This is a genomic window from Pseudomonas sp. P1.8, from assembly GCF_001269805.1.
Taxonomy (GTDB): Bacteria; Pseudomonadota; Gammaproteobacteria; order Pseudomonadales; family Pseudomonadaceae; genus Aquipseudomonas.
On the sequence record NZ_LHVM01000022.1, the window covers coordinates 156,637 to 178,263 of the forward strand.

The window sequence follows — 21,627 nt, forward strand, 5'->3', positions numbered from 1 at the left end:
ATTGCTGAAATAAACATCACTTGCGCAATTTTTAACCCTGGATAGATAATCCATCGCAATAGTTACAACAAAGGACTGATTGATGAGCAAGCTCGACCGTTATGACCTGAGCATTTTGGCGGAATTGCAGCGCGACGCGCGCATCTCCAACCAGGAGCTGGCCGAGCGCATCGGCCTGTCGCCTTCGCCGTGCTCGCGACGGGTCAAGCAATTGGAGGACGACGGCTACATTTCCCGCCAGGTCGCCCTGCTCGACCGCAAAATGCTCGGTTTGAGCCTGACCGCCTACGTGCTGATCGGCATGGACCGCCACACACCGGAGCGCTTCGAGAACTTTGAAGCGGCCATTCGCACCTTGCCGCAAGTGCTCGAATGCAGCCTGGTGACCGGGATGGACGCCGACTATCAGCTCAAGGTCGTGGTGCCGGACATGGATCACTATCAGAAGCTACTGCTGGGACACCTGACCCGGATTGAAGGCGTGACCAGTGTGCGCTCGAGTTTTGTGCTCAATCAGGTATTGAACAGCACCGAACTGCCGTTGACTCATCTGCGCAGTTGAGGACGCTATCGCTGGCAAGCCAGCTCCTACAGGTTTTGTGTCGTTCGCAACGTTGTGACCGGCGCTAGACCTTGTAGGAGCTGGCTTGCCGGCGATGGGGACGGCACAGGCGACGAATGACTGCGACACACCGACGCAGGTCGATACAGCGTGAACCCGCGCAGGCGTATACTCCCCGCGCCCTTTTTAGCCGCCTGCGCGCTGGAGATGTTCGATGGATCCTGCAGTATTCGAAGAGTGGATGATGACCGGACTGGTCAGCATCCTGATCATTTTCATGGGTTTCATCGTCTGGGATCTGGCAAAGAAGTCCAAGGCCGGGCGCTTTGGCTCGTTCATTCTGTTTTTCGTGCTGGGCCTGGGCGTGGCAGCGTTCATCATCAAGAGCGTGGTGATCGGCCTGATCGAATCCGGCGCCCTATAAGCGCGCTGGCACTTCCTTCCACTGGCCTTGATCGAGCCCTTCGATCGTCCAGTCGCCGATTCTGACCCGTACCAGGCGCAACGTCGGCAAACCGACCGCCGCCGTCATGCGCCGCACCTGCCGGTTGCGCCCTTCACGAATCACCAACTCCAGCCAGCTGGTGGGTACGCTTTTACGAAAGCGTACCGGCGGGTTGCGAGGCCACAATTCGGGTTCGTCCAGTGGACGCGCCTCGGCGGGCAGGGTCATGCCGTCATTCAATTCGACGCCGTCACGCAAGCGCTGCAACTGTTCGGCGCTCGGCTCCCCTTCAACCTGAACCCAATAGGTTTTGGCAAGCTTGTGTTTCGGATCGGCGATGCGCGCCTGTAGCTGGCCATCGTTGGTCAGTAGCAACAAACCTTCACTGTCTCGGTCCAGTCGCCCCGCCGGATAAATCCCCGGTACATCGATGTAATCCTTGAGCGTCGCCCGCCCTTCGCCGTCACTGAATTGGGTCAGCACATCGAACGGCTTGTTGAACAGGATCAGTTTCGGCTCCGCTGGCGGTGCCTTGGCAACACGGCGCGGGGCTGCAGCAGGAGGCTTCACACCGGGGCGGCGGGAAACGGGACGTTGAGGACGGGACATGGCGGCGAGAACATCTAGCGATCAGGGCTGACAATGCTAGTGCCCCGACCGCTAAATGACCATCGCGAATCAGCGGAACGGCGGCTCGTCGAAGCTGCGCAGTTTGCGCGAGTGCAACGAGTTAAGCTCGGTGCGCAGCAGATCCACGGCGGCGATACCGATTTTCAGGTGCTGGCTGACCGCACGCTCATAGAACGCGTTGGCCGAGCCCGGCAGCTTGATCTCGCTGTGCAACGGCTTGTCCGACACGCACAGCAACGTGCCGTACGGCACCCGCAGGCGATAACCCTGAGCCGCAATGGTGCCACTTTCCATGTCCACCGCCACGGCGCGGGACAAGTTGATCAGCGGACGTTCCTGGGCCCAGCGCAGCTCCCAGTTGCGGTCGTCGTAGGTCAGCACGGTGCCAGTGCGCAGGCGTTTCTTCAGCTCATCGCCCTTCTCCCCGGTGACATTGGCTGCCGCCTGCTGAAGCGCCATCTGCACTTCGGCCAGGGCCGGAATCGGAATGTTCGGCGGCACGACCCGGTCGAGAATCCCGTCACGGCGCATGTAAGCGTGCGCCAGCACGTAGTCGCCAATGGTCTGCGACTGACGCAAGCCACCGCAGTGGCCGATCATTAGCCAGCAATGCGGGCGCAGCACGGCCAGGTGATCGGTGATGTTCTTGGCGTTGGACGGGCCGACGCCGATGTTGACCAGGGTCACGCCGTGGCCATCACTGGCGATCAGGTGATACGCCGGCATCTGGTAGCGATGCCAGACCACGCCCGCGGCAATCGCCGATGCTTCGCCGTGATCCATGCTCTTTTCGATGATCACATTGCCCGGTAAGACCATGCGCACAAAACGCGGATCGCTGCGCAATTGTTCCAGGCCATGGACGATGAACTGGTCGACGTAACGGTGATAGTTGGTCAGCAGGATCCACGGCTGCACATGACGCCAGTCGCTGCCGGTGTAATGCACCAGCCGACGCAGGGAGAAGTCCACACGAGCGGCGTCAAATAGCGCCAGGGGTAGCGGATCGGTGTTTTCCCAATCGTACAAACCATCGGCAATACCGTCGGTCGCCGCCGACAGGTCGGTGCTTGGAAACACCCGCGCCAGGACGGCGGCGGTCACGCCGGAGCCGGCCAGCTCATCGCCCTGCTCGACCACGTACGGATATGGAATGTTCTGCTGACTGACACCGACTTCGACGGTCACCGTGAAGTCGTGCATCAGCGGCACGAGTTGCTCCAACAGGTATTTACGGAATGCGGCGGGATGGGTGACGGTGACGCTGTATGTGCCCGGTAACTGGACTTTGGCGTAGGCGCGGGTGGTTTGCGGGACTTCGCCCTGGCAATGGTAGGTCAGACGCAATTCGGGATAGCGGAACATCGAGCGCTGTTCGGCATCGGGCTCGACACGATCCTTGAGGTAACGCTTGAGCGCCTGATTCAGCGCGGTGGTTGCACGATTGTGCAAGAGTGCAAGCCGGTCCACGGCTTGCTCGGCGGTTTGAACGACAATAAAAGCTTCGGTCACGATCAGCATCCTGTGTTCTGACTTGCAGACCTTCATCTTGCCTGCATCATCGCTTCACGGGAACAGTGGCGTATTGGCAATGCAGAAGAATTGCGGTGAATGCAAAACCCCTGTGGGAGCCAGCCTGTTGGCGATAGCGCAATTACATTCACCCTGTCTGCTGGCTGTGGCACCGTTATCGCCAGCAGGCTGGCTCCCACAGGTTTTTACAGTGTTCAGAATCCTTGCGGGGTGGACCGAGCGACGATGGCTTCCACATCCAGGCCACGTGGCAAGGCGCCGTAAACCCGACCGTTCGAACCAAGTCGACTGGCAATAAACGCATCACTCACCACCGCATTCCCCGCCTCCAGCAACAGCTTGGCCTGCAACCCCAGCGCAATGTCTTCGGTCAGTTGTCGCGCCCGGTACTGAATGTCACCGGTGTCTTTGAACGCCGCCTGCAATTGATGGATGTGCGCCGCCAGCCGTTTATCGCCATGACCATCGCCCAATTCGCTGAACAGCGCATCGAGAACGCCGGGCTCTTTGGATAGCGCACGCAGCACGTCAAGGCACTGCACGTTGCCGGAACCTTCCCACGTCGAATTCACCGGGGCCTCGCGATACAGACGCGGCAGGATGCTGTCTTCGACATAACCCGCGCCGCCCATGCATTCGGCGGCTTCGTTGATCATCGCGGGGGCGCGCTTGCAGATCCAGTACTTGCCTACGGCCGTGACCAGTCGCGCAAACCTGGCTTCCTGGCTGTCGTCCAGATGATCCAGCGCCTTGCCCATGCGCAGGCTCAACGCCAGCGCCGCTTCGCTTTCCAGCGCCAGATCCGCCAGCACGTTCTGCATCAAGGGTTGTTCGCTGAGCAACTTGCCACCCACCGAACGATGGGCGCAGTGATGGCTGGCCTGCGTCAGCGCCTGGCGCATCAGCGAACTGGAACCGACCATGCAATCAAAGCGCGTCATGGCAACCATCTCGATGATCGTCGGGACGCCGCGCCCTTCTTCACCGACCATCCACGCCAGCGCGCCACGGAACTCCACTTCGCTGGAGGCGTTGGAGCAATTGCCGAGTTTGTTTTTCAACCGCTGGATGTAGAACTGATTGCGCGCGTCGTCGGGACGATGGCGCGGCAGCAGGAAGCAGGTCAGCCCCTTGTCCGTCTGTGCCAGGGTCAGGAACGCATCGCACATCGGCGCCGAACAGAACCACTTGTGGCCAACCAGTTCGTAGGCCTGGCCAGGACCGCTGGCGCCGACCGGATAGGCCTTGGTGGTGTTGGCGCGAACATCGGTACCGCCCTGCTTCTCGGTCATCGCCATGCCGATGGTTACGCCAGCCTTGTGGGCCATGCCAACATTGCGCGGGTCATATTCGGTGGCGAGGACTTTGGGCAACCACTGTTTCGCCAAGTCCGCTTGCAGGCGCAACGCCGGGACGCTGGCGAAGGTCATGGTCAGCGGGCAGCCACTGCCGGCTTCGGCCTGGCTGTGCAGATACGTCATGGATGCGCGAGCGACATGGGCGCCGTCCTGCGGGTGCGCCCAGGGCAATGAGGTCAAGCCGTGCTCGACGGCCGTGCGCATCAGTTCGTGATAGGCCGGATGAAACTCCACCAAGTCGATGCGATGACCATAACGGTCATGGCTGCTGAAAACCGGTTTGTTCTGATTGGCCAGGAACCCTGCTTCCATCAGCGGCCCACCCGCCAGTGCGCCGTAGGCCTCGATCCGCGATTGCGCCCAACCGGCACCGAACCGCCGCGACCATTCCTGCAACGGCAAGTCGATACGGTACAGATTGGCGCCGTCCAGTGATGGCGGCTGGTTGGTGACTTCGTGGGTTTCGGCGAACTGATGCAAGTTCATGACAGGGCTCCTTTGGTCGGCCAAGGGAGTTCAGTTAAGCACCGCCTCTTGACCGAACAAAGTGTCATATCCGCCTAATTGTCGGCGCTTTCGCCCTGCTGAAAACAGAGCACTCGACGATAGAGTATTGCCTGCAAGTCTTCGAACTTCACCGGTTTGCTGAGGTAATCGATCATTGCGCCGGTCGGGCAGTGCTCCCGGTCAATACCGAGGGCGATCATGAACAGCGGAACCTCGGCGTAACCCGCCAAGGCGCGAATCTGGCAGCAGAACGACACCTCTTCCCGACGCGGCGACCGATAATCGATCAGCACTGCGTCGAAGATTTCCTGCTGCAATTGTTCGAGCGCCATGGCGTCGTTGTCAGCCGTTCGCACACGAAAGCCAAGCTTGAGCAACATGCCGCGCATCACCAGTTGGCTGATGCTGTTGTCGTCCACCAGCAGCACCGTGCAATCCTGGGGCAGACGCAACGGTGGAAAAACCCTGGGCATCGAGGGCATCGCCGGCCGTTCCGCCATGGGTTGTTCTACCACGACGTCGAGCTGGAATCGGCTGCCGCGTCCGGGCTCGGAACGGTGAGTCAGGCGCCCTCCCAGCAACTCCACCAACTGTCGGCAAATCGCCAGGCCAACCCCCAAACCGCCGTATTCACGGGTCATCGAACCATCAAGCTGGAAGAACCGCTGGTACATCGTCGCTTCCCCCAGATCAGTGAAGCCGATGCCCGTGTCGATCACTGCAAAGGTCAGCGCAAGACGGTCGGGCTCGATGGTCTTGCCGGTCACACGCAGGGCCAGGCCGCCGATGCGGGTGAACTTGATGGCGTTGTCCAGCAGGCATTCCAGGCATTGCGCGATCTTGACGCTGTCGCCCTGCATACGATCCGGCACCCCCGTGGCCACATCGACCTTGAAATCCAGCGACTTGGCCAACGCATTGCCTTCGAACTGCATGCGCAATGCCTCGACCATTGCGCGCAGACTGAAGGTGCTCGCCGAGGCCTTGAGCTTGCCAGCCTGCAATTCGGTCAGGGTCAGTATGCCGTTGACCATGCGCATCATGTCCCGCGCCGAGACTGAAGCCGTTTGCTGATACTGCTCCAGTTCCGGGTCCATCTGGACAGTCTGCATCAGCTCCAGTGAGCCGATCACCCCGTTCATGGGCGTACGCAATTCATGGGTCAGGGTGGCGAGGAATTCATCCTTGAGCTGGTTACTGTGCGCCAGTTGCTGGTTCAGCACTTCGAGTTTTTGACTGGCATCGAACAGGGTTTGCGCCTGTTGCTCGCGCATGGCGTTGATGCGGTCGGCCAGGGCCAGGGACAACAACGCCACTTCAATCGCCGATCCGATCTGGCTGGAGTACATGGTCAGGAACACGTTTGGCAGGTATCCCAGCACCATCAGCGTATTGACGATGCCGCCCAGCAAAAACGCCGACCAGGCGATGATGAAGTACCGCGCCACCCGCAAACCGCGCAGCCAGGCAAATATACCGGCGGCAAAAATCGCCACGGTGAACGTCAACGCCAACGCCGTCGCCAGGCGTAGCGCCAGGGCGTAGCTGGCCATCAGCGACAGGCCGACCACGAGCGCACTGAACGCCACCAGCGCCAACAACAAGCGGTCGACCCAGCGGCTGTGCGTGGACATCTGCAAAAAGCTGCGGGCGAACTGACTGCCGAACAGCCCTGCGCACCCGATGAAAAACGGCGTCGCGGCGTTAGCCCACCACGGGTTGTCCGGCCAGAAATACTGCACCGCCGCCCCATTAACCGAGAGCTGATACAAGCCGAACGAAGCGATGTAGAAAATGTAATAAAGGTAACTGGTGTCACGTACGCTGAGATAGATGAACAGGTTGTAGACCAGCATCCCCAGCAGCACGCCGTAGATCAAACCCAACACGTAGAGGCGCACGGGCTGTTCTTCGAGAAACGCTGTACTCGACCATAAGGTCACCGGTGCCTGAATCGAGCCTTGGCTTTGCAGACGCAGATAAACGGTTTGCGCCTGATCGGGTTTGAACGTCAGGTCGAACAGATAATTGTTCTGGCGAATCTCACGACTGTCGAACGGCAAGGCATCGCCGGTCTGCCGCGCCAATTGATAGTTGCCGGCGGCATCCGGCAAATACAGATCGAGATGATCGAGAGGCGGGTAAGCCAGTTCCAGCAACCAGCTGCGCTGTGCCACCGGGTTGGACGGACGATAATGCAGGTCGATTTTTAGCCAGTACACCGAACGTGAATACCCGGCATTGAGCGTGTCTTTATTGTGGGGTTTGAAATTGCCCGCCGCCGCTTGCGCACGGATATCCGCGATGGTCGCCTGACCTGCCGCGTCTTCAAACACTTGCAGGGTTCGGCCCAAGGGAAGGCTCTGAGTGAACTCGTCGAACTCGACGGCGTTTGCCAAAAGGGGCAAACACAACAGCAACATTAGCAAATAGCGCATTTAAGCCCCAGCGTGGCCTGTCCGGTCCTGTCAGAAGCCCCCCATTTCCTTTTGAGCAGACGTAAAACCGGTATTACCTGTTATTGGTTTGGATCCACTCTAGCATAGCCGTTGATGGCCATTAAACACCATTGAAACATTTAAAGAAAAGGCTCTAGGACGGGCGTTACAGCGACACTTACGGTAAATCGAGCAACACTGTGGCGAGGGAGCTTGCTCCCGCTCGGCTGCGAAGCCGTCGTAAAGTCCGGCAACGCGGTATAGCAGAAAAAAAGCCAGGGCCGCTTCGCTGCCCAACGGGAGCTGGCCCGCTCGCCACAATGTATCGACCAAACACACTGCCACAACACCCGAAAAACAGGTTTGGTGGTAAGCTCGCGCACCATGAATATCTACAGCTCTCGCCCCGTTGTCCTCTGTCTCTCCGGCCACGACCCAAGTGGTGGCGCCGGCTTGCAGGCAGATATCGAAGCCCTGCTCGCTCAGGGTTGCCATGCGGCTCCGGCCGTCACCGCCCTGACCGTGCAAGACACCGTCAATGTCACTGACTTCCGCGTCCTCGACCGTGAGTGGGTAATGGCTCAGGCCAACGCCGTGCTTAACGATTCCGAAGTCGCGGCGGTTAAACTGGGCATGCTGGGCTCCCTGGAAATGGTCGACACCGTCGTCGAACTGCTTTCAGCGCACCCGCATTTGCCGGTGGTCTGCGACCCGGTGCTGCGCGCCGGCGGCGGCGGACGCCTGGGCAAGGACGAAGTCGGTTACGCCATGCGTGAGCGCCTGCTGCCCCTGTCGATCATTGCGACACCTAACCTTCCTGAAGCCCGCATCCTCGCCGAACTGCCTGAGGGCACCGCCGACGAGTGCGCTGAAAAACTCCTGCCGTTCGTCAAACACCTGCTGATCACCGGCGGTCATGGCGATGAAACCGAAATCCACAACCGCCTGTACAGCCGTGACGGCTTGCGCCAGACCTTTACCTGTCAGCGTCTGCCGGGCAGTTATCACGGTTCCGGTTGCACCTTGGCCAGCGCCTTGGCCGGTCGTCTGGCCCAAGGCGAAAACCTCGCCAGTGCCGTGCAGACCGCGCTTAACTACACGTGGCGCACACTGCGCGATGCCGAGCAGTTGGGCAAAGGCCAGTTCGTGCCGCGTCGCTTGCCACTGGATTTCTGTTCGTAATTCCTACATGCGGTGAGGCTTGTCCGATGAAACTACGTGGGCTGTACGCCATTACCGACAGTCAGCTACTGGCCGGTAAATTTCTTTCGTACGTGGAGGCGGCACTGGAAGGCGGCGTCGCCCTGCTGCAATACCGCGACAAGAGCAATGACGAGGCCCGCCGCCTGCGTGAGGCCGAGGCCCTGCGCGATCTGTGCGAACGCTACAAAACCCGGCTGATCATCAACGATGACGCCGAGTTGGCGGCACGCCTGAACGTTGGCGTACACCTGGGCCAGACCGACGGTCCGCTGACCCCGGCCCGGGCATTGCTCGGCTCCAGGGCCATCATCGGATCGACCTGCCACGCGCAACTCGAGCTGGCTGAACAGGCTGCCAGGGAAGGCGCCAGCTATGTCGCCTTCGGCCGTTTCTTCAATTCGAACACCAAACCCGGCGCGCCGACCTGCAGCCTCGAACTGCTGGACCACGCCCGCAAGCAATTGCACCTGCCGATCTGCGCGATTGGCGGCATCACCCTGGAGAACGCCGCCCCGCTGGTGGAGCATGGTGTCGACCTGTTGGCAGTGGTGCAGGGTCTTTTTGGCGCCGAGAGCACGGCTGAAGTGACCCGCCGAGCTCGCGCCTTCAACCAATTGCTTTCTATTTAATTCGCTTAAATATCTGATTTGAGAGCCCGATCATGTCTCGTTCCGAAACCCTGTTTGCCAACGCCCAGAAACACATTCCCGGGGGCGTGAACTCGCCAGTCCGCGCATTCAAGAGTGTCGGCGGCACCCCGTTGTTCTTCAAGCATGCCGAAGGCGCCTACGTGACCGACGAGGACGACAAGCGTTATGTCGATTACGTCGGCTCCTGGGGCCCAATGATCCTCGGCCACAGTCATCCGGACGTGCTGGACGCCGTGCGCAAGCAACTGGAGCACGGCCTGTCCTACGGCGCCCCGACCGAGATGGAAACCCAGATGGCCGATCTGGTTTGCTCGCTCGTGCCGTCGATGGAAATGGTGCGTATGGTCAGCTCCGGCACTGAAGCGACCATGAGCGCAATCCGTCTGGCCCGTGGTTTCACCGGTCGCGACAGCATCATCAAATTCGAAGGCTGCTACCACGGCCACTCCGACAGCTTGCTGGTCAAGGCAGGCTCTGGCGCACTGACTCAGGGCGTGCCGAGTTCCGCCGGTGTACCGGCGGCGTTTGCCAAACACACCCTGACCCTACCGTTCAACGACATCGACGCCGTCGAAGCCATGCTTGCCGAAGCAGGACCGGAGGTGGCCTGCATCATCGTCGAGCCAGTGGCTGGCAACATGAACTGCGTACCGCCGGCGCCGGGGTTCCTCGAAGGCCTGCGCACCCTGTGCGACAAGCACGGCGTTGTGCTGATTTTTGACGAAGTGATGACCGGTTTCCGTGTCGCCCTCGGCGGTGCCCAGGCTCACTACGGCGTAACGCCGGACCTGACCACCTTTGGCAAGATCATCGGTGGAGGCATGCCGGTCGGCTGCTTCGGCGGCAAGCGTGAAATCATGTCGCGCATCGCCCCGCTCGGCCCGGTCTACCAGGCCGGTACGTTGTCGGGTAACCCGCTGGCGATGGCCGCGGGCCTTACCACTCTGCGCCTGATCAGCCGCCCGGGCTTCCACGCGGAACTGAGCGACTACACGACCCGCCTGCTCGACGGCCTGCAACAGCGTGCCGATGCGGCCGGCATTCCGTTCGTGACCACCCAGGCCGGTGGCATGTTCGGCCTGTATTTCAGCGGCGCAGACGACATCGTCACCTTCGATGACGTGATGGCCAGTGACGCAGCGCTGTTCGGACGGTTCTTCCATCTGATGCTGGAAGGTGGAGTGTACCTGGCACCCAGCGCATTCGAAGCCGGTTTCACCTCGATTGCCCACGGCGAAGCCGAATTGAAACTGACCCTGGACGCGGCTGAACGCGCGTTCGCAGCATTGAAATAAGACTGCATCGCTGACGCTGGCCGCTGCCAGCGTCAGCTTTCACCGACATTCCTGCACATTCTTCTGCTCATCTGCTAATAATCTCTCGCATAGCGGGGAAATAATTCCCGCGTAGCAGAAAAACGAGTAAAGACTTTGTAAGGTTGGTCCTGCTTATTTCATAATGCGCGCTTATTGGATCCCTCGATGGGTCCGCGCGCCCTTCAGAGGTAAGTCGATTCCCATGAACCGCACCGGCCGCGCCCTTTCACTGGGCTGCCTGTTGCTCCTTCAGCCCCTGCTCGCGCTCGCACAAGCAGGCGGCAACTCGTTGTTAATCCCAGCGATGGGTCGCTGCACCCTCAATACTCAGCCGCAAGACCTGGCACAGGCACTCGCCGCCTGCCAGAAAGCGTCGAATGAAGGGGATGCCCAGGCGCAATACGAGTTGGGTGAGTTCTATTACGAAGGTAAAAATACGCCGCGCGACCTCAATCAAGCCTTGAGCTATTTCGAAAAGGCCTCACTGCAAGGCCATGCACAGGCGCAATTCAAGCTCGGCAGCATGTTTTTCCATGGCGAAGGCGTACCGGCCAATAACATCCAGGCATACATTCTGTTGAAGATGGCGGCGGTCAATGGCGCCGAAGAAGCATTGGATACTGCCGACGAAGTCACTGAAAAGATGCCCCGCGAAGAACTCGAGATAGCCACTCAGGTGCTGGGACAAATATTCCGTAAATATTTGATGGAATTGCAGAGCGCTGATGGGCGCACGCCTTTTTCGCCTCTTCCCTGATTTTAGCGCCGAGCCGGCTGTCGCCTTCGCTGCGATGCGGCGACCCGACAAGCCAGCTCCTACAGTTGATCTCGGGCGCTCACCCTATCGTGATCGCCACAATTCCCTGTGGGAGCTGGCTTGCCAGCGATAGGGGCGACCCGGTCCCTTGCCTTACTTCTCAGGCATCGGCATCGGAAACGGCATCACATTGCCGACCGCGCCCCGGGCTTCGCTGATTTTCGGTGTGCCCAGACGCTCGACTTCGTCGATGCGCACAATCGAATGCATCGGCACAAAACTGCGCACTACGCCTTCGAACTGAGCCTTGAGCTTCTCCTCGCTCGGATCGACGACCACTTGCGTGCGCTCGCCAAAGACGAACTCTTCCACTTCCAGAAAGCCCCACAGATCACTTTGATAGATCTGCTTGGCGTACATTTCGAACACCTGGCCCTGGTTGAGGAAAATCACCTTATAGATTGGAGCTTCACGTTTGGTCATGGTGGGCGAGTAACACGTCGGGGATAAAAATGAGGGCGCAAACTATAGCATAGCCACCGGACGCACAGCGGTAGGAACCGCGCAACATGTTCCCTATAATGGGCGGTTCTTTGAATCACGTGATGAATCTTTCCATGGCCAAGAAGCTTTACATCGAAACCCACGGTTGCCAGATGAACGAGTACGACAGCTCGCGCATGGTCGATCTGCTGGGCGAACATCAGGCCCTGGAAGTCACCGCCCGCGCTGAAGACGCCGACGTGATCCTGCTCAACACCTGCTCGATTCGCGAACGCGCGCAAGATCGCGTCTATTCCCAGCTCGGTCGCTGGCGCGAGCTGAAACTGGCCAACCCTGACATGGTGATCGCCGTCGGCGGTTGCGTAGCCAGTCAGGAAGGTGCCGCAATTCGCGATCGCGCCCCTTACGTCGATGTGGTCTTCGGCCCGCAGACCCTGCACCGCCTGCCGGAAATGATCGACGCCGCGCGCAGCAGCAAACTGCCGCAAGTCGACGTCTCGTTCCCGGAAATCGAAAAATTCGATCACTTGCCCGAGCCCCGTGTCGACGGCCCGAGTGCTTATGTCTCGGTCATGGAGGGTTGCAGCAAGTACTGCACGTTCTGCGTAGTGCCTTACACCCGCGGGGAGGAGGTCAGCCGGCCATTCGACGACGTGATCGCCGAGATCATCCACCTGGCCGAAAACGGCGTTCGCGAAGTCACCTTGCTGGGGCAGAACGTCAACGGCTACCGTGGAACCACTCATGAAGGTCGCCTGGCCGACCTCGCCGAGCTGATCCGCGTGGTTGCAGCCATCGACGGCATCGACCGCATCCGCTACACCACCTCGCACCCGCTGGAATTCTCGGACAGCCTGATCCAGGCCCACGCCGACGTGCCGGAACTGGTCAAACACCTGCATTTGCCGGTGCAATCGGGCTCGGACCGCATCCTCGCAGCGATGAAGCGCAACCACACCGCACTGGAATACAAATCCAAACTGCGCAAACTGCGGGCTGCCGTGCCGGGCATTTGCATCAGCTCGGACTTCATCGTCGGCTTCCCCGGCGAGACCGAGAAAGATTTCGAACAAACAATGAAGTTGATTCAGGACGTCGGGTTCGACTTTTCCTACTCGTTCGTCTACAGCCAGCGTCCGGGCACACCGGCCGCAGACCTTGCCGACGAGACGCCGGAAGCGCTGAAAAAAGAACGCCTCAACGCACTGCAGCATCGCCTGAACCAACAAGGTTTCGAAATCAGCCGACAAATGGTCGGTTCGATTCAGCGAATTCTGGTTACAGATTATTCGAAGAAAGACCCTGGCGAACTCCAGGGCCGGACCGAGAACAACCGGATCGTCAACTTCCGCTGCGATAATCCGAACTTGATCGGCCAGTTCGCCGATGTACATATCGATGCCGCGCAGCCGCACTCGCTGCGCGGTTCGTTGCTCCAATAACACCGATCCCTGTGGGAGCTGGCTTGCCAGCGATAGGGCCAGCAAGCCCGACAAAGATGTCGCCAGTTACATCGCCATCGCTGGCAAGCCAGCTCCCATAGTGAACTGCATTGCTCTTGAGAATGGATTGATCCATTTAAGAGCTTTCGCACCCGCGCCACTGGCGCTATCCTTGATTCATCTCAATTGCCCCAGGGCGGCTAAATACGACCTTGAACGCACCCATCGAACCACATCGTTTCATCCTCGAGCCCTTTGAAGCTCGCCGCTTCGCCAATCTGTGCGGGCAATTCGACGAGCACCTGCGCTTGATCGAACAGCGCCTGACCATCGAGATCCGCAACCGCGGAAACCAGTTCGAACTGATCGGCGAACCCAAACACACCACCTCCGCGGAAAACCTCCTGCGCCGCCTGTACCGGGAAACCAAGGGTACCGAGTTGTCGCCGGACATGGTTCACCTGTTCCTGCAGGAATCTGCCGTCGAAGAGCTGGACAACCACTCGCCCGCCGAAGCCTCCGTCGCCCTGCGTACCAAAAAAGGCATGATTCGCCCACGCGGCTTGAATCAGCTGCGCTATGTGAAGGAAATTCTCGGTAACGATATCAATTTCGGCATCGGCCCGGCCGGTACCGGCAAGACTTATCTGGCGGTTGCCTGCGCGGTGGACGCGCTGGAACGCGAACAGATTCGCCGCATCCTGCTGGTTCGCCCGGCGGTCGAAGCGGGTGAAAAACTCGGTTTCCTGCCCGGCGACCTGTCGCAGAAAATCGACCCTTATCTGCGCCCGCTCTATGACGCGCTCTACGAAATGCTGGGTTTCGAATACGTCGCCAAGCTGATCGAGCGTCAAGTGATTGAAGTCGCGCCACTGGCGTACATGCGCGGCCGTACGCTGAACAACAGCTTCATCATTCTCGATGAGAGCCAGAACACCACGGTCGAGCAGATGAAGATGTTCCTGACCCGGATCGGTTTCGGCTCAACAGCGGTCATCACCGGCGACATCACCCAGGTTGACCTCCCACGCGGCACGAAATCCGGCTTGCACCATGTGATCGAAGTGCTCAAGGACGTACCAGGTATCACCTTCACCCATTTCCAGCCCAAGGACGTTGTGCGCCATCCATTGGTGCAGCGCATTGTCGAAGCCTACGAGCGCTTCGAAACCAAAGCGGCCGATGATGCAGCCGCCAAGGATAGCCGCCGCGATGCTTGAGCTTGATCTGCAAATCGCCACCGACGCCGCTGCCCCTGGCGAGGCCGAGTTCCGCCAATGGTGCGAACTGGCCCTGCGCCAGCGCACTGCCGACTCGGAAATGACCATTCGTCTGGTCGACGAGGCTGAAGGTCGCGAGCTGAACCACACCTGGCGGCAGAAGGATTACGCCACCAACGTCCTATCGTTTCCGGCCGATGTACCGGACGAGTTTCTCGACATCCCGTTGCTGGGCGATCTGGTGATCTGCGTCGCCGTGGTCGAGCGCGAAGCTGCCGAACAAGGCAAGGCACTCAACGCCCATTGGGCGCATCTGGTGATTCACGGCTGCTTGCATCTACTTGGTTACGACCATATAGAGGACGAGGAAGCCGAAGAAATGGAAGCACTGGAACGAACGTTGCTTGCTGAACTGGGCTTTCCCGATCCGTACGCGGATGACGAAACTGACGTACCCCCTACCAAAACAACAAAGGATTCAGAGTAATCGCTATGAGCGAAGATCGATCGAGCAACGGGCAGAAGTCATGGCTGGGCAAGCTCACCCAGGCTTTTGCCCACGAGCCGAAAAACCGCCAGGAGCTGCTGGAGCTGCTGCGCGATGCACATCAGAACAAACTGCTGGACAGCGAAGCGCTGGCCATCGTCGAAGGTGCCATCCAGGTAGCCGACCTGCAAGTTCGCGACATCATGGTCCCGCGCTCGCAAATGGTCAGCATCAAGGCGACCCAGACACCCCGCGAATTCCTGCCTGCCGTGGTCGACTCGGCGCACTCGCGCTACCCGGTCATCGGCGAAAGCCATGATGACGTGATGGGCGTGTTGCTCGCCAAGGACTTGCTGCCGTTGATCCTCAAGGAGAACGGCGATAGCTTCAACATCAAGGACCTGCTGCGGCCGGCCACTTTTGTACCCGAATCCAAGCGCCTTAATGTGTTGCTGCGCGAATTCCGCGCCAACCACAATCACATGGCCATCGTCATCGACGAATACGGCGGTGTGGCAGGCCTGGTGACCATCGAAGACGTGCTGGAACAGATCGTCGGCGACATCGAAGATGAACACGACGTCGAAGAAGACAGCTACATCAAGCCACTACCCAGCGGTGACTTCCTGATCAAGGCCCTGACGCCGATCGAGAACTTCAACGAGTTCTTCGACAGCGAATTCTCCGACGACGAATTCGACACCGTCGGCGGCCTGGTGATGAGCGCATTCGGGCATCTGCCCAAGCGCAACGAAATCACGGAAATTGGCCCCTACCGCTTCCGCATCCTCAATGCCGACAGTCGTCGGATTCACTTGCTTCGCCTGACGCCTATTGCTCGCTAAGGATTGAAATGCGCTGGACAACCCGCCCCGGCTGGCCCGGTAACCTGCTGGCCGTGGCGGCCGGTGCAATCACCACCCTGGCGCTGGCGCCGTTCGATATCTGGCCATTGGCATTACTGGCAGTCGGCCTGTTCTACGCCGGTCTACGTGAACTGAGCCCGCGCCAAGCGCTGGGACGCGGCTGGTGTTTCGGCTTCGGCCTGTTCGGCGCCGGCACCAGCTGGATCTACTACAGCATCCACCACTTCGGTGGTGCTTCGGTGCTGCTGGCCGGCTTCCTGATGCTGATCTTCACCGCGGCGATTGCCTGGTTCTTCGCCCTGCCCGCCTGGCTCTGGGCGCGCTGGCTGCGCCGCAATGAGGCGCCGCTAGCCGATTCGCTGGCTTTCGCGGCGTTGTGGGTAGGCCAGGAAGCGTTCCGCGGCTGGTTCCTGACCGGCTTCCCATGGCTTTACTCCGGCTACAGTCAGCTCGATGGCCCGCTAACCGGGCTCGCGCCTGTCGGCGGGATGTGGCTGATTTCCTTCACCCTGGCTCTAACGGCCGCGCTGATCTACAACGGCTTGCGGCTGGTTCGTACGGGCCGTAAAGGCTTCATTGCTGCGGGTGTGGTTCTGTTGACCGGACCATGGGTGGCCGGCATGGCGCTCAAGCATCACGCCTGGACCAGCCCTTCAGGCGCGCCACTGAGTGTCGCGGCAATCCAGGGCAATATCGAACAGAGCATGAAGTGGGATCCGGCGCAGCTCAATGCACAGCTCGCGCTGTACCGTGACATGAGCTTGAGTTCCAAGCGTGTCGACTTGCTGATCTGGCCAGAAACGGCGGTTCCGGTGCTTAAGGAATCTGCCCAGGGCTATCTGGACATGATGGGCAAATTCGCTGCCGAGCGAGATTCGGCGCTGATTACCGGCGTGCCGATCCGGCAAATCGTTCATCAGGAAAAGCGCTTCTTCAATGGCATCACCGTTGCCGGTGAGGGCGACGGTACTTACCTCAAACAGAAACTGGTGCCGTTTGGCGAATATGTGCCGCTGCAGGACGTACTGCGCGGGCTGATCGCCTTCTTTGACCTGCCAATGTCGGACTTTGCCCGCGGCCCGGCCGACCAGCCGCTACTGCAAGCCAAGGGCTATCAGATTGCGCCGTTCATCTGCTACGAAGTGGTGTACCCGGAGTTCGCCGCCAGCCTGGCCGCCCGCAGTGATTTGCTGCTGACCATCAGCAATGACACCTGGTTCGGCACGTCCATCGGCCCACTGCAACACTTGCAGATGGCACAGATGCGTGCCCTTGAAGCCGGCCGCTGGATGATTCGCGCCACCAACAATGGCGTAACCGGCCTGATCAACCCCTTTGGCCAGATCACCGAGCAGATTCCGCAGTTCGAACGCGCAATCCTGTATGGCGAAGTGGTACCGATGCACGGCCTCACGCCTTATCTTCAATGGCGTTCTTGGCCGTTGATCATTGTTTGCGTGTTGTTGTTTGGCTGGGCGCTAATGGCGAGCCGGATGGCCAAGACTGTCTGAAGACTTGAGGCGACGGTGAAAAAATCGCAGCCTCATTTCACTCGACAGCTCCTACAGGGTGTACGCAATCCCAATGCAGGAGCTGCCGCAGGCTGCGATCTTTTGCTCTTCAGCGATAGAACAACGAGTACCCAACCTGCCCGACCGCTTCATTCATCAACTGCCCGCTCTGCCAGATCGACTTGAACTCCGGCATCCAGCCTCCCAACGGTCGAGCATTGTCCCCGCCCAAAAACCCAACGGGCGCGGGTATCACTTCAAATCCTGCCTTGCGAAAGCTCCAGACAGAACGAGGCATGTGTGCAGCCTGCGTCACGACCACCACGCGCTTGATCCCTTGGGGCAACAACACTTGCGCCGTGAGTTGCGCGTTTTCCCAGGTGGTACGGCTCTCGCCCTCCTGCCAGCGCACCGTCACACCAAAATCGTCACGCAGAGAATCAGCCATCAACTGCGCTTCGCTCGGTGGCGAACCGTAATGCAGTCCGCCGCTGGTCAACACCGGCAACCCGGACGCCTTGGCTAGCCGCGCCGCATAGCGTTGGCGCTCCAGACCAATGCCTGTGGGCTGATCGGCGCCCCAGGCCAGGTCACCCCGTTCACGCCCCGAGCCCAATACCACGATAGCGTCGGCGCGCTGACCCAAAGTTGCCCATTCGTCGCGTCTGAGCGGGGGTTCGGTTTCAAGCAGCCTGGCACTCCATTCCACCGCCACGGGCAGACTCATCAGCCAAAGCCCGCCCAAGCCCAGAGTAAAGCACACACCGGCCAGCCGCGGCCTTGAGCGGCGCAACCACCAGGCGAGCAAAAGCAGCAGCAAGAGAATGCCGGGCGGCAACAGTAGTTGTTTCATGAAATAACGAAAAGGCATCGAGCATCTCCTTGAGATGCCCGAAGCCTAAGTGGGTTGGCACAATGCGACAATAAATATGGAAGGACTATGCTTCAAAAAATCCTGGAGCATGGTTTTGTGACTACTTGTATTGCAAAGACCGGACCTTTACCGCGTCTCTGCCGGGAACCTTGTCCTTTAGCCAGATGATCTTGGCCGAACGTGGTGCATCAAGTTGCTTCACTGCTTCTGACAAGCATCCATGTGTCTCACGTTCACTGCGATCCAGATACGCCTTGACCAAAGCAAACTCTGCGGGGCTCAAGCCACGCAGTTCCAGTTCCAGAGGGCGTTCGTCGCGCAGCCGACCTGCGGTTTTTGCCGCTTCCAGGGCCAGCCCCAGACGATCGATCAGTCTTTCGTACAGCTCCGGTTTCGATGCTTTTTGCCGTGACTCAACCATCCCTCACCTCATTGGAAGATAAGACCTACTCCCCAGTTAGAGCTTAGCTTCCATCAACAAACCGGCTGAGTGCCGCGACCAACGGCCCTCGCAGCGGTTTTACGAGACGCGCGGCAGCAATCAGGGTTTCCCTCGGTAGAGCGCGGTCATGTATGCTACGGCGCTTCCTGTAACTCCACTTCCAGCTCGGCTGGACATCGAAAACGCCAATAGGGCGTGATCACTGTCCAGCGTTGCATTGAAGAGGATTAGGCCACCCCTATTCAGTTCAAAAGTAGCCATGCACGAACAATATCAGCCCCGTGAAATCGAAGCCGCCGCCCAGTCTTTCTGGGATGAGCAAAAGTCCTTTGAAGTCAGTGAACAGCCAGGCAAGGAGACCTTCTACTGCCTGTCGATGTTCCCTTACCCCAGCGGCAAGCTACACATGGGGCATGTGCGCAACTACACCATTGGCGACGTGATCTCCCGCTACCAGCGCATGCTCGGCAAGAACGTTCTGCAACCCATGGGTTGGGACGCCTTCGGCATGCCTGCGGAAAACGCCGCAATGAAGAACAACGTAGCGCCTGCCAAGTGGACCTACGAAAACATCGCCTACATGAAAACCCAGCTGCGCAGCCTGGGTCTGGCGGTGGACTGGTCGCGCGAAGTGACCACCTGCAAACCCGATTACTACCGCTGGGAACAGTGGCTGTTCACCCGCCTGTTCGAAAAAGGCGTGATTTACAAAAAAAGCGGCACCGTGAACTGGGACCCGGTCGACCAGACCGTCCTGGCCAACGAACAGGTGATCGACGGTCGCGGCTGGCGCTCCGGTGCGCTGATCGAAAAACGCGAAATCCCGATGTACTACTTCAAGATCACCGCGTACGCGGATGAGTTGCTGGAGAGCCTCGACGAGCTGACTGGCTGGCCTGAACAGGTCAAGACCATGCAGCGCAACTGGATCGGCAAATCTCGCGGCATGGAAGTGCAATTTCCGTACAACGTCGACTCCATCGGCGAATCCGGCGCGCTGAAAGTCTTCACCACCCGTCCAGACACTTTGATGGGCGCAACCTACGTTGCCGTGGCCGCCGAGCACCACCTGGCCACCCTGGCCGCACAGAACAATCCTGAACTGCAAGCGTTCATCGCTGAATGCAAAGGCGGTAGCGTGGCCGAAGCCGACGTCGCCACCCAGGAGAAAAAAGGCCTGCCGACCGGCCTGTTCGTCGAGCACCCGTTGACCGGTGAAAAACTCCCGGTGTGGGTCGCCAACTACGTGCTGATGCACTACGGCGACGGCGCAGTCATGGCGGTTCCCGCCCACGACGAACGCGACTTCGAATTCGCACACAAGTACAACCTGCCGGTCAAATCGGTTGTGCGCACCAGCTCCGGTGACACCAACCCCGCACCATGGCAAGACGCCTACGGCGAGCACGGCACGCTGATCAATTCCGGTGAGTTCGACGGCCTCGACTTCGTAGGGGCCTTCGATGCCATCGAAGTTGCGCTGATCAAGAAAGAACTGGGCGCCTCGCGCACCCAGTTCCGCCTTCGCGACTGGGGTATCAGCCGTCAGCGCTACTGGGGCTGCCCGATCCCGATCATCCACTGCAACACTTGCGGTGATGTGCCAGTGCCGGAAGATCAACTGCCTGTGGTGCTGCCGGAAGACGTCGTACCCGATGGTGCCGGTTCGCCACTGGCGCGCATGCCCGAGTTCTACGAGTGCAGCTGCCCTAAATGCGGCGCGCCTGCCAAGCGTGAAACCGACACCATGGACACCTTCGTCGAGTCCTCGTGGTACTACGCCCGTTACGCCTCGCCGCACTTTGAAGGTGGCCTGGTCGAAAAATCGGCGGCCGACCACTGGTTGCCGGTGGATCAGTACATCGGCGGAATCGAACACGCGATTCTTCACCTGCTGTACGCGCGCTTCTTCCACAAGCTGATGCGCGACGAAGGCCTGGTGAGTTCCAACGAACCGTTCAAGAACCTGCTGACCCAAGGCATGGTGATCGCCGAGACTTACTATCGTCGCGAAGCCAACGGGGCTTACACCTGGTTCAATCCGGCGGACGTCGAACTTGAGCGTGACAGCAAAGCCAAGGTGATCAGCGCCAAGTTGAAATCTGACGGCTTGCCGGTAGAAATCGGCGGCACCGAGAAGATGGCCAAGTCGAAGAACAACGGCGTCGACCCACAGTCGATGATCGACCAGTTCGGCGCAGACACCTGCCGTCTGTTTATGATGTTCGCTTCGCCACCAGACATGAGCGCAGAATGGTCCGACTCCGGCGTTGAAGGCTCACACCGTTTCCTCAAGCGCGTCTGGCGTCTGGCTCAGGCGCACGTCACGCAGGGTCTGCCGGGCAAACTCGACGTTGCCAGCCTGAACGATGAACAGAAGGCTGTACGCCGCTCGATCCACCTGGCCATCAAGCAGGCCAGCCAGGACGTCGGCCAGAACCACAAATTCAACACCGCCATCGCCCAGGTGATGACACTGATGAACGTGCTGGAAAAAGCCGCGCAAGGCACCGAACAGGATCGTGCACTGATTCACGAAGGCCTGGAAACCGTGACGCTGCTGCTGGCTCCGATCACGCCGCACATCAGTCATGAACTTTGGAATCAACTGGGCCACGCCGAACCGGTGATCGACGCTGGCTGGCCGGTGCTGGACGAAACGGCCTTGGTGCAAGACAGCTTGCAGCTGGTGATTCAGGTCAACGGCAAACTGCGCGGTCACATCGAAATGCCGGCCAGCGCCAGCCGCGAAGAAGTCGAAGCCGCCGCCCGCGCCAACGAGAACGTTCTGCGCTTTGTCGACGGCCTGACCATTCGTAAAGTGATCGTAGTGCCCGGGAAACTGGTCAATATCGTCGCCAGCTAATTGGAGCAGGCGCCAG

19 protein-coding genes are annotated in these 21,627 nt (G+C 59.6%); 12 read left to right on the top strand and 7 right to left on the bottom strand.

Features of this window, described 5'->3' with window-relative positions; all coding sequences use genetic code 11:
* Positions 1 to 82 precede the first annotated feature (82 nt).
* Both AD668_RS23485 and AD668_RS23490 read left to right on the top strand, forming a co-directional pair.
* Positions 83 to 562, top strand: a complete 480-nt coding sequence (locus AD668_RS23485) for an Lrp/AsnC family transcriptional regulator (protein WP_007937367.1) — start codon at positions 83 to 85, stop codon at positions 560 to 562.
* 214 nt (positions 563 to 776) lie between these two features.
* Positions 777 to 986 (top strand): DUF2788 domain-containing protein, encoded by a 210-nt coding sequence (locus AD668_RS23490; RefSeq protein ID WP_003228500.1) that lies wholly within the window; start codon positions 777 to 779, stop codon positions 984 to 986.
* Here the strand turns inward: AD668_RS23490 and AD668_RS23495 are convergent.
* The 4 genes from AD668_RS23495 to AD668_RS23510 all read right to left on the bottom strand — a co-directional run bounded on the left by AD668_RS23495 (position 981) and on the right by AD668_RS23510 (position 7,473).
* Positions 981 to 1,616, bottom strand: coding sequence for a pseudouridine synthase (locus tag AD668_RS23495; protein ID WP_053162670.1), 636 nt, complete (start codon positions 1,614 to 1,616; stop codon positions 981 to 983). The genes AD668_RS23490 and AD668_RS23495 overlap by 6 nt on opposite strands.
* Before the next feature lie 69 nt (positions 1,617 to 1,685).
* Complete coding sequence (gene amn, locus AD668_RS23500) at positions 1,686 to 3,185, bottom strand: AMP nucleosidase (protein ID WP_172681859.1); 1,500 nt, start codon at positions 3,183 to 3,185, stop codon at positions 1,686 to 1,688.
* A 179-nt stretch (positions 3,186 to 3,364) separates the two neighbouring features.
* Entirely contained in the window at positions 3,365 to 5,014 is a 1,650-nt protein-coding gene (locus tag AD668_RS23505; protein ID WP_053162672.1) for an acyl-CoA dehydrogenase family protein, read from the bottom strand.
* A 74-nt stretch (positions 5,015 to 5,088) separates the two neighbouring features.
* Complete coding sequence (locus AD668_RS23510) at positions 5,089 to 7,473, bottom strand: hybrid sensor histidine kinase/response regulator (protein ID WP_053162674.1); 2,385 nt, start codon at positions 7,471 to 7,473, stop codon at positions 5,089 to 5,091.
* Positions 7,474 to 7,857: 384 nt separating this feature from the next.
* Between AD668_RS23510 and AD668_RS23515 the strand changes: the two genes are divergently transcribed.
* From AD668_RS23515 to AD668_RS23530, 4 genes are all read left to right on the top strand, one after another.
* Positions 7,858 to 8,655, top strand: a complete 798-nt coding sequence (locus AD668_RS23515; protein ID WP_053162676.1) for a hydroxymethylpyrimidine/phosphomethylpyrimidine kinase — start codon at positions 7,858 to 7,860, stop codon at positions 8,653 to 8,655.
* A gap of 26 nt (positions 8,656 to 8,681) precedes the next feature.
* Positions 8,682 to 9,305 carry a thiamine phosphate synthase gene (gene thiE / locus AD668_RS23520; protein WP_053162677.1) on the top strand — a complete coding sequence of 208 codons (624 nt, stop codon included), beginning with the start codon at positions 8,682 to 8,684 and terminating at the stop codon, positions 9,303 to 9,305.
* Positions 9,306 to 9,337: 32 nt separating this feature from the next.
* Complete coding sequence (hemL, locus tag AD668_RS23525; RefSeq protein ID WP_053162678.1) at positions 9,338 to 10,621, top strand: glutamate-1-semialdehyde 2,1-aminomutase; 1,284 nt, start codon at positions 9,338 to 9,340, stop codon at positions 10,619 to 10,621.
* A gap of 223 nt (positions 10,622 to 10,844) precedes the next feature.
* Positions 10,845 to 11,399, top strand: coding sequence for a tetratricopeptide repeat protein (locus AD668_RS23530; protein ID WP_053162680.1), 555 nt, complete (start codon positions 10,845 to 10,847; stop codon positions 11,397 to 11,399).
* A 153-nt stretch (positions 11,400 to 11,552) separates the two neighbouring features.
* On the opposite strand, the gene AD668_RS23535 is transcribed toward AD668_RS23530, so the two are convergent.
* The gene (locus AD668_RS23535) at positions 11,553 to 11,882 is read right to left on the bottom strand and encodes a DUF1820 family protein (RefSeq protein ID WP_003185742.1); all 330 of its coding nucleotides are present in this window, start codon (positions 11,880 to 11,882) and stop codon (positions 11,553 to 11,555) included.
* Positions 11,883 to 12,016: 134 nt separating this feature from the next.
* Between AD668_RS23535 and miaB the strand changes: the two genes are divergently transcribed.
* The 5 genes from miaB to lnt all read left to right on the top strand — a co-directional run bounded on the left by miaB (position 12,017) and on the right by lnt (position 17,429).
* Entirely contained in the window at positions 12,017 to 13,345 is a 1,329-nt protein-coding gene (gene miaB / locus AD668_RS23540; RefSeq protein WP_053162857.1) for a tRNA (N6-isopentenyl adenosine(37)-C2)-methylthiotransferase MiaB, read from the top strand.
* Positions 13,346 to 13,557: 212 nt separating this feature from the next.
* A complete protein-coding gene (locus AD668_RS23545; protein ID WP_053162682.1) occupies positions 13,558 to 14,565 on the top strand; it encodes a PhoH family protein in 1,008 nt (335 codons plus the stop codon).
* Positions 14,558 to 15,052: an rRNA maturation RNase YbeY gene (gene ybeY / locus AD668_RS23550; protein WP_053162684.1), complete on the top strand. Its 495-nt coding sequence runs from the start codon at positions 14,558 to 14,560 to the stop codon at positions 15,050 to 15,052. Before AD668_RS23545 ends, ybeY begins: the two co-directional genes overlap by 8 nt.
* Positions 15,053 to 15,057: 5 nt before the next feature.
* On the top strand, positions 15,058 to 15,897 hold the full coding sequence (locus AD668_RS23555) for an HlyC/CorC family transporter (protein WP_027924283.1): 840 nt from the start codon (positions 15,058 to 15,060) through the stop codon (positions 15,895 to 15,897).
* A gap of 8 nt (positions 15,898 to 15,905) precedes the next feature.
* Positions 15,906 to 17,429, top strand: coding sequence for an apolipoprotein N-acyltransferase (lnt, locus tag AD668_RS23560; RefSeq protein ID WP_053162686.1), 1,524 nt, complete (start codon positions 15,906 to 15,908; stop codon positions 17,427 to 17,429).
* 109 nt (positions 17,430 to 17,538) lie between these two features.
* On the opposite strand, the gene AD668_RS23565 is transcribed toward lnt, so the two are convergent.
* On the bottom strand, positions 17,539 to 18,300 hold the full coding sequence (locus AD668_RS23565; RefSeq protein ID WP_053162688.1) for a YdcF family protein: 762 nt from the start codon (positions 18,298 to 18,300) through the stop codon (positions 17,539 to 17,541).
* A gap of 103 nt (positions 18,301 to 18,403) precedes the next feature.
* Positions 18,404 to 18,724: a hypothetical protein gene (locus AD668_RS23570; RefSeq protein WP_053162689.1), complete on the bottom strand. Its 321-nt coding sequence runs from the start codon at positions 18,722 to 18,724 to the stop codon at positions 18,404 to 18,406.
* 280 nt (positions 18,725 to 19,004) lie between these two features.
* Between AD668_RS23570 and leuS the strand changes: the two genes are divergently transcribed.
* Positions 19,005 to 21,611 carry a leucine--tRNA ligase gene (leuS, locus tag AD668_RS23575; RefSeq protein WP_053162691.1) on the top strand — a complete coding sequence of 869 codons (2,607 nt, stop codon included), beginning with the start codon at positions 19,005 to 19,007 and terminating at the stop codon, positions 21,609 to 21,611.
* Positions 21,612 to 21,627 lie beyond the last annotated feature (16 nt).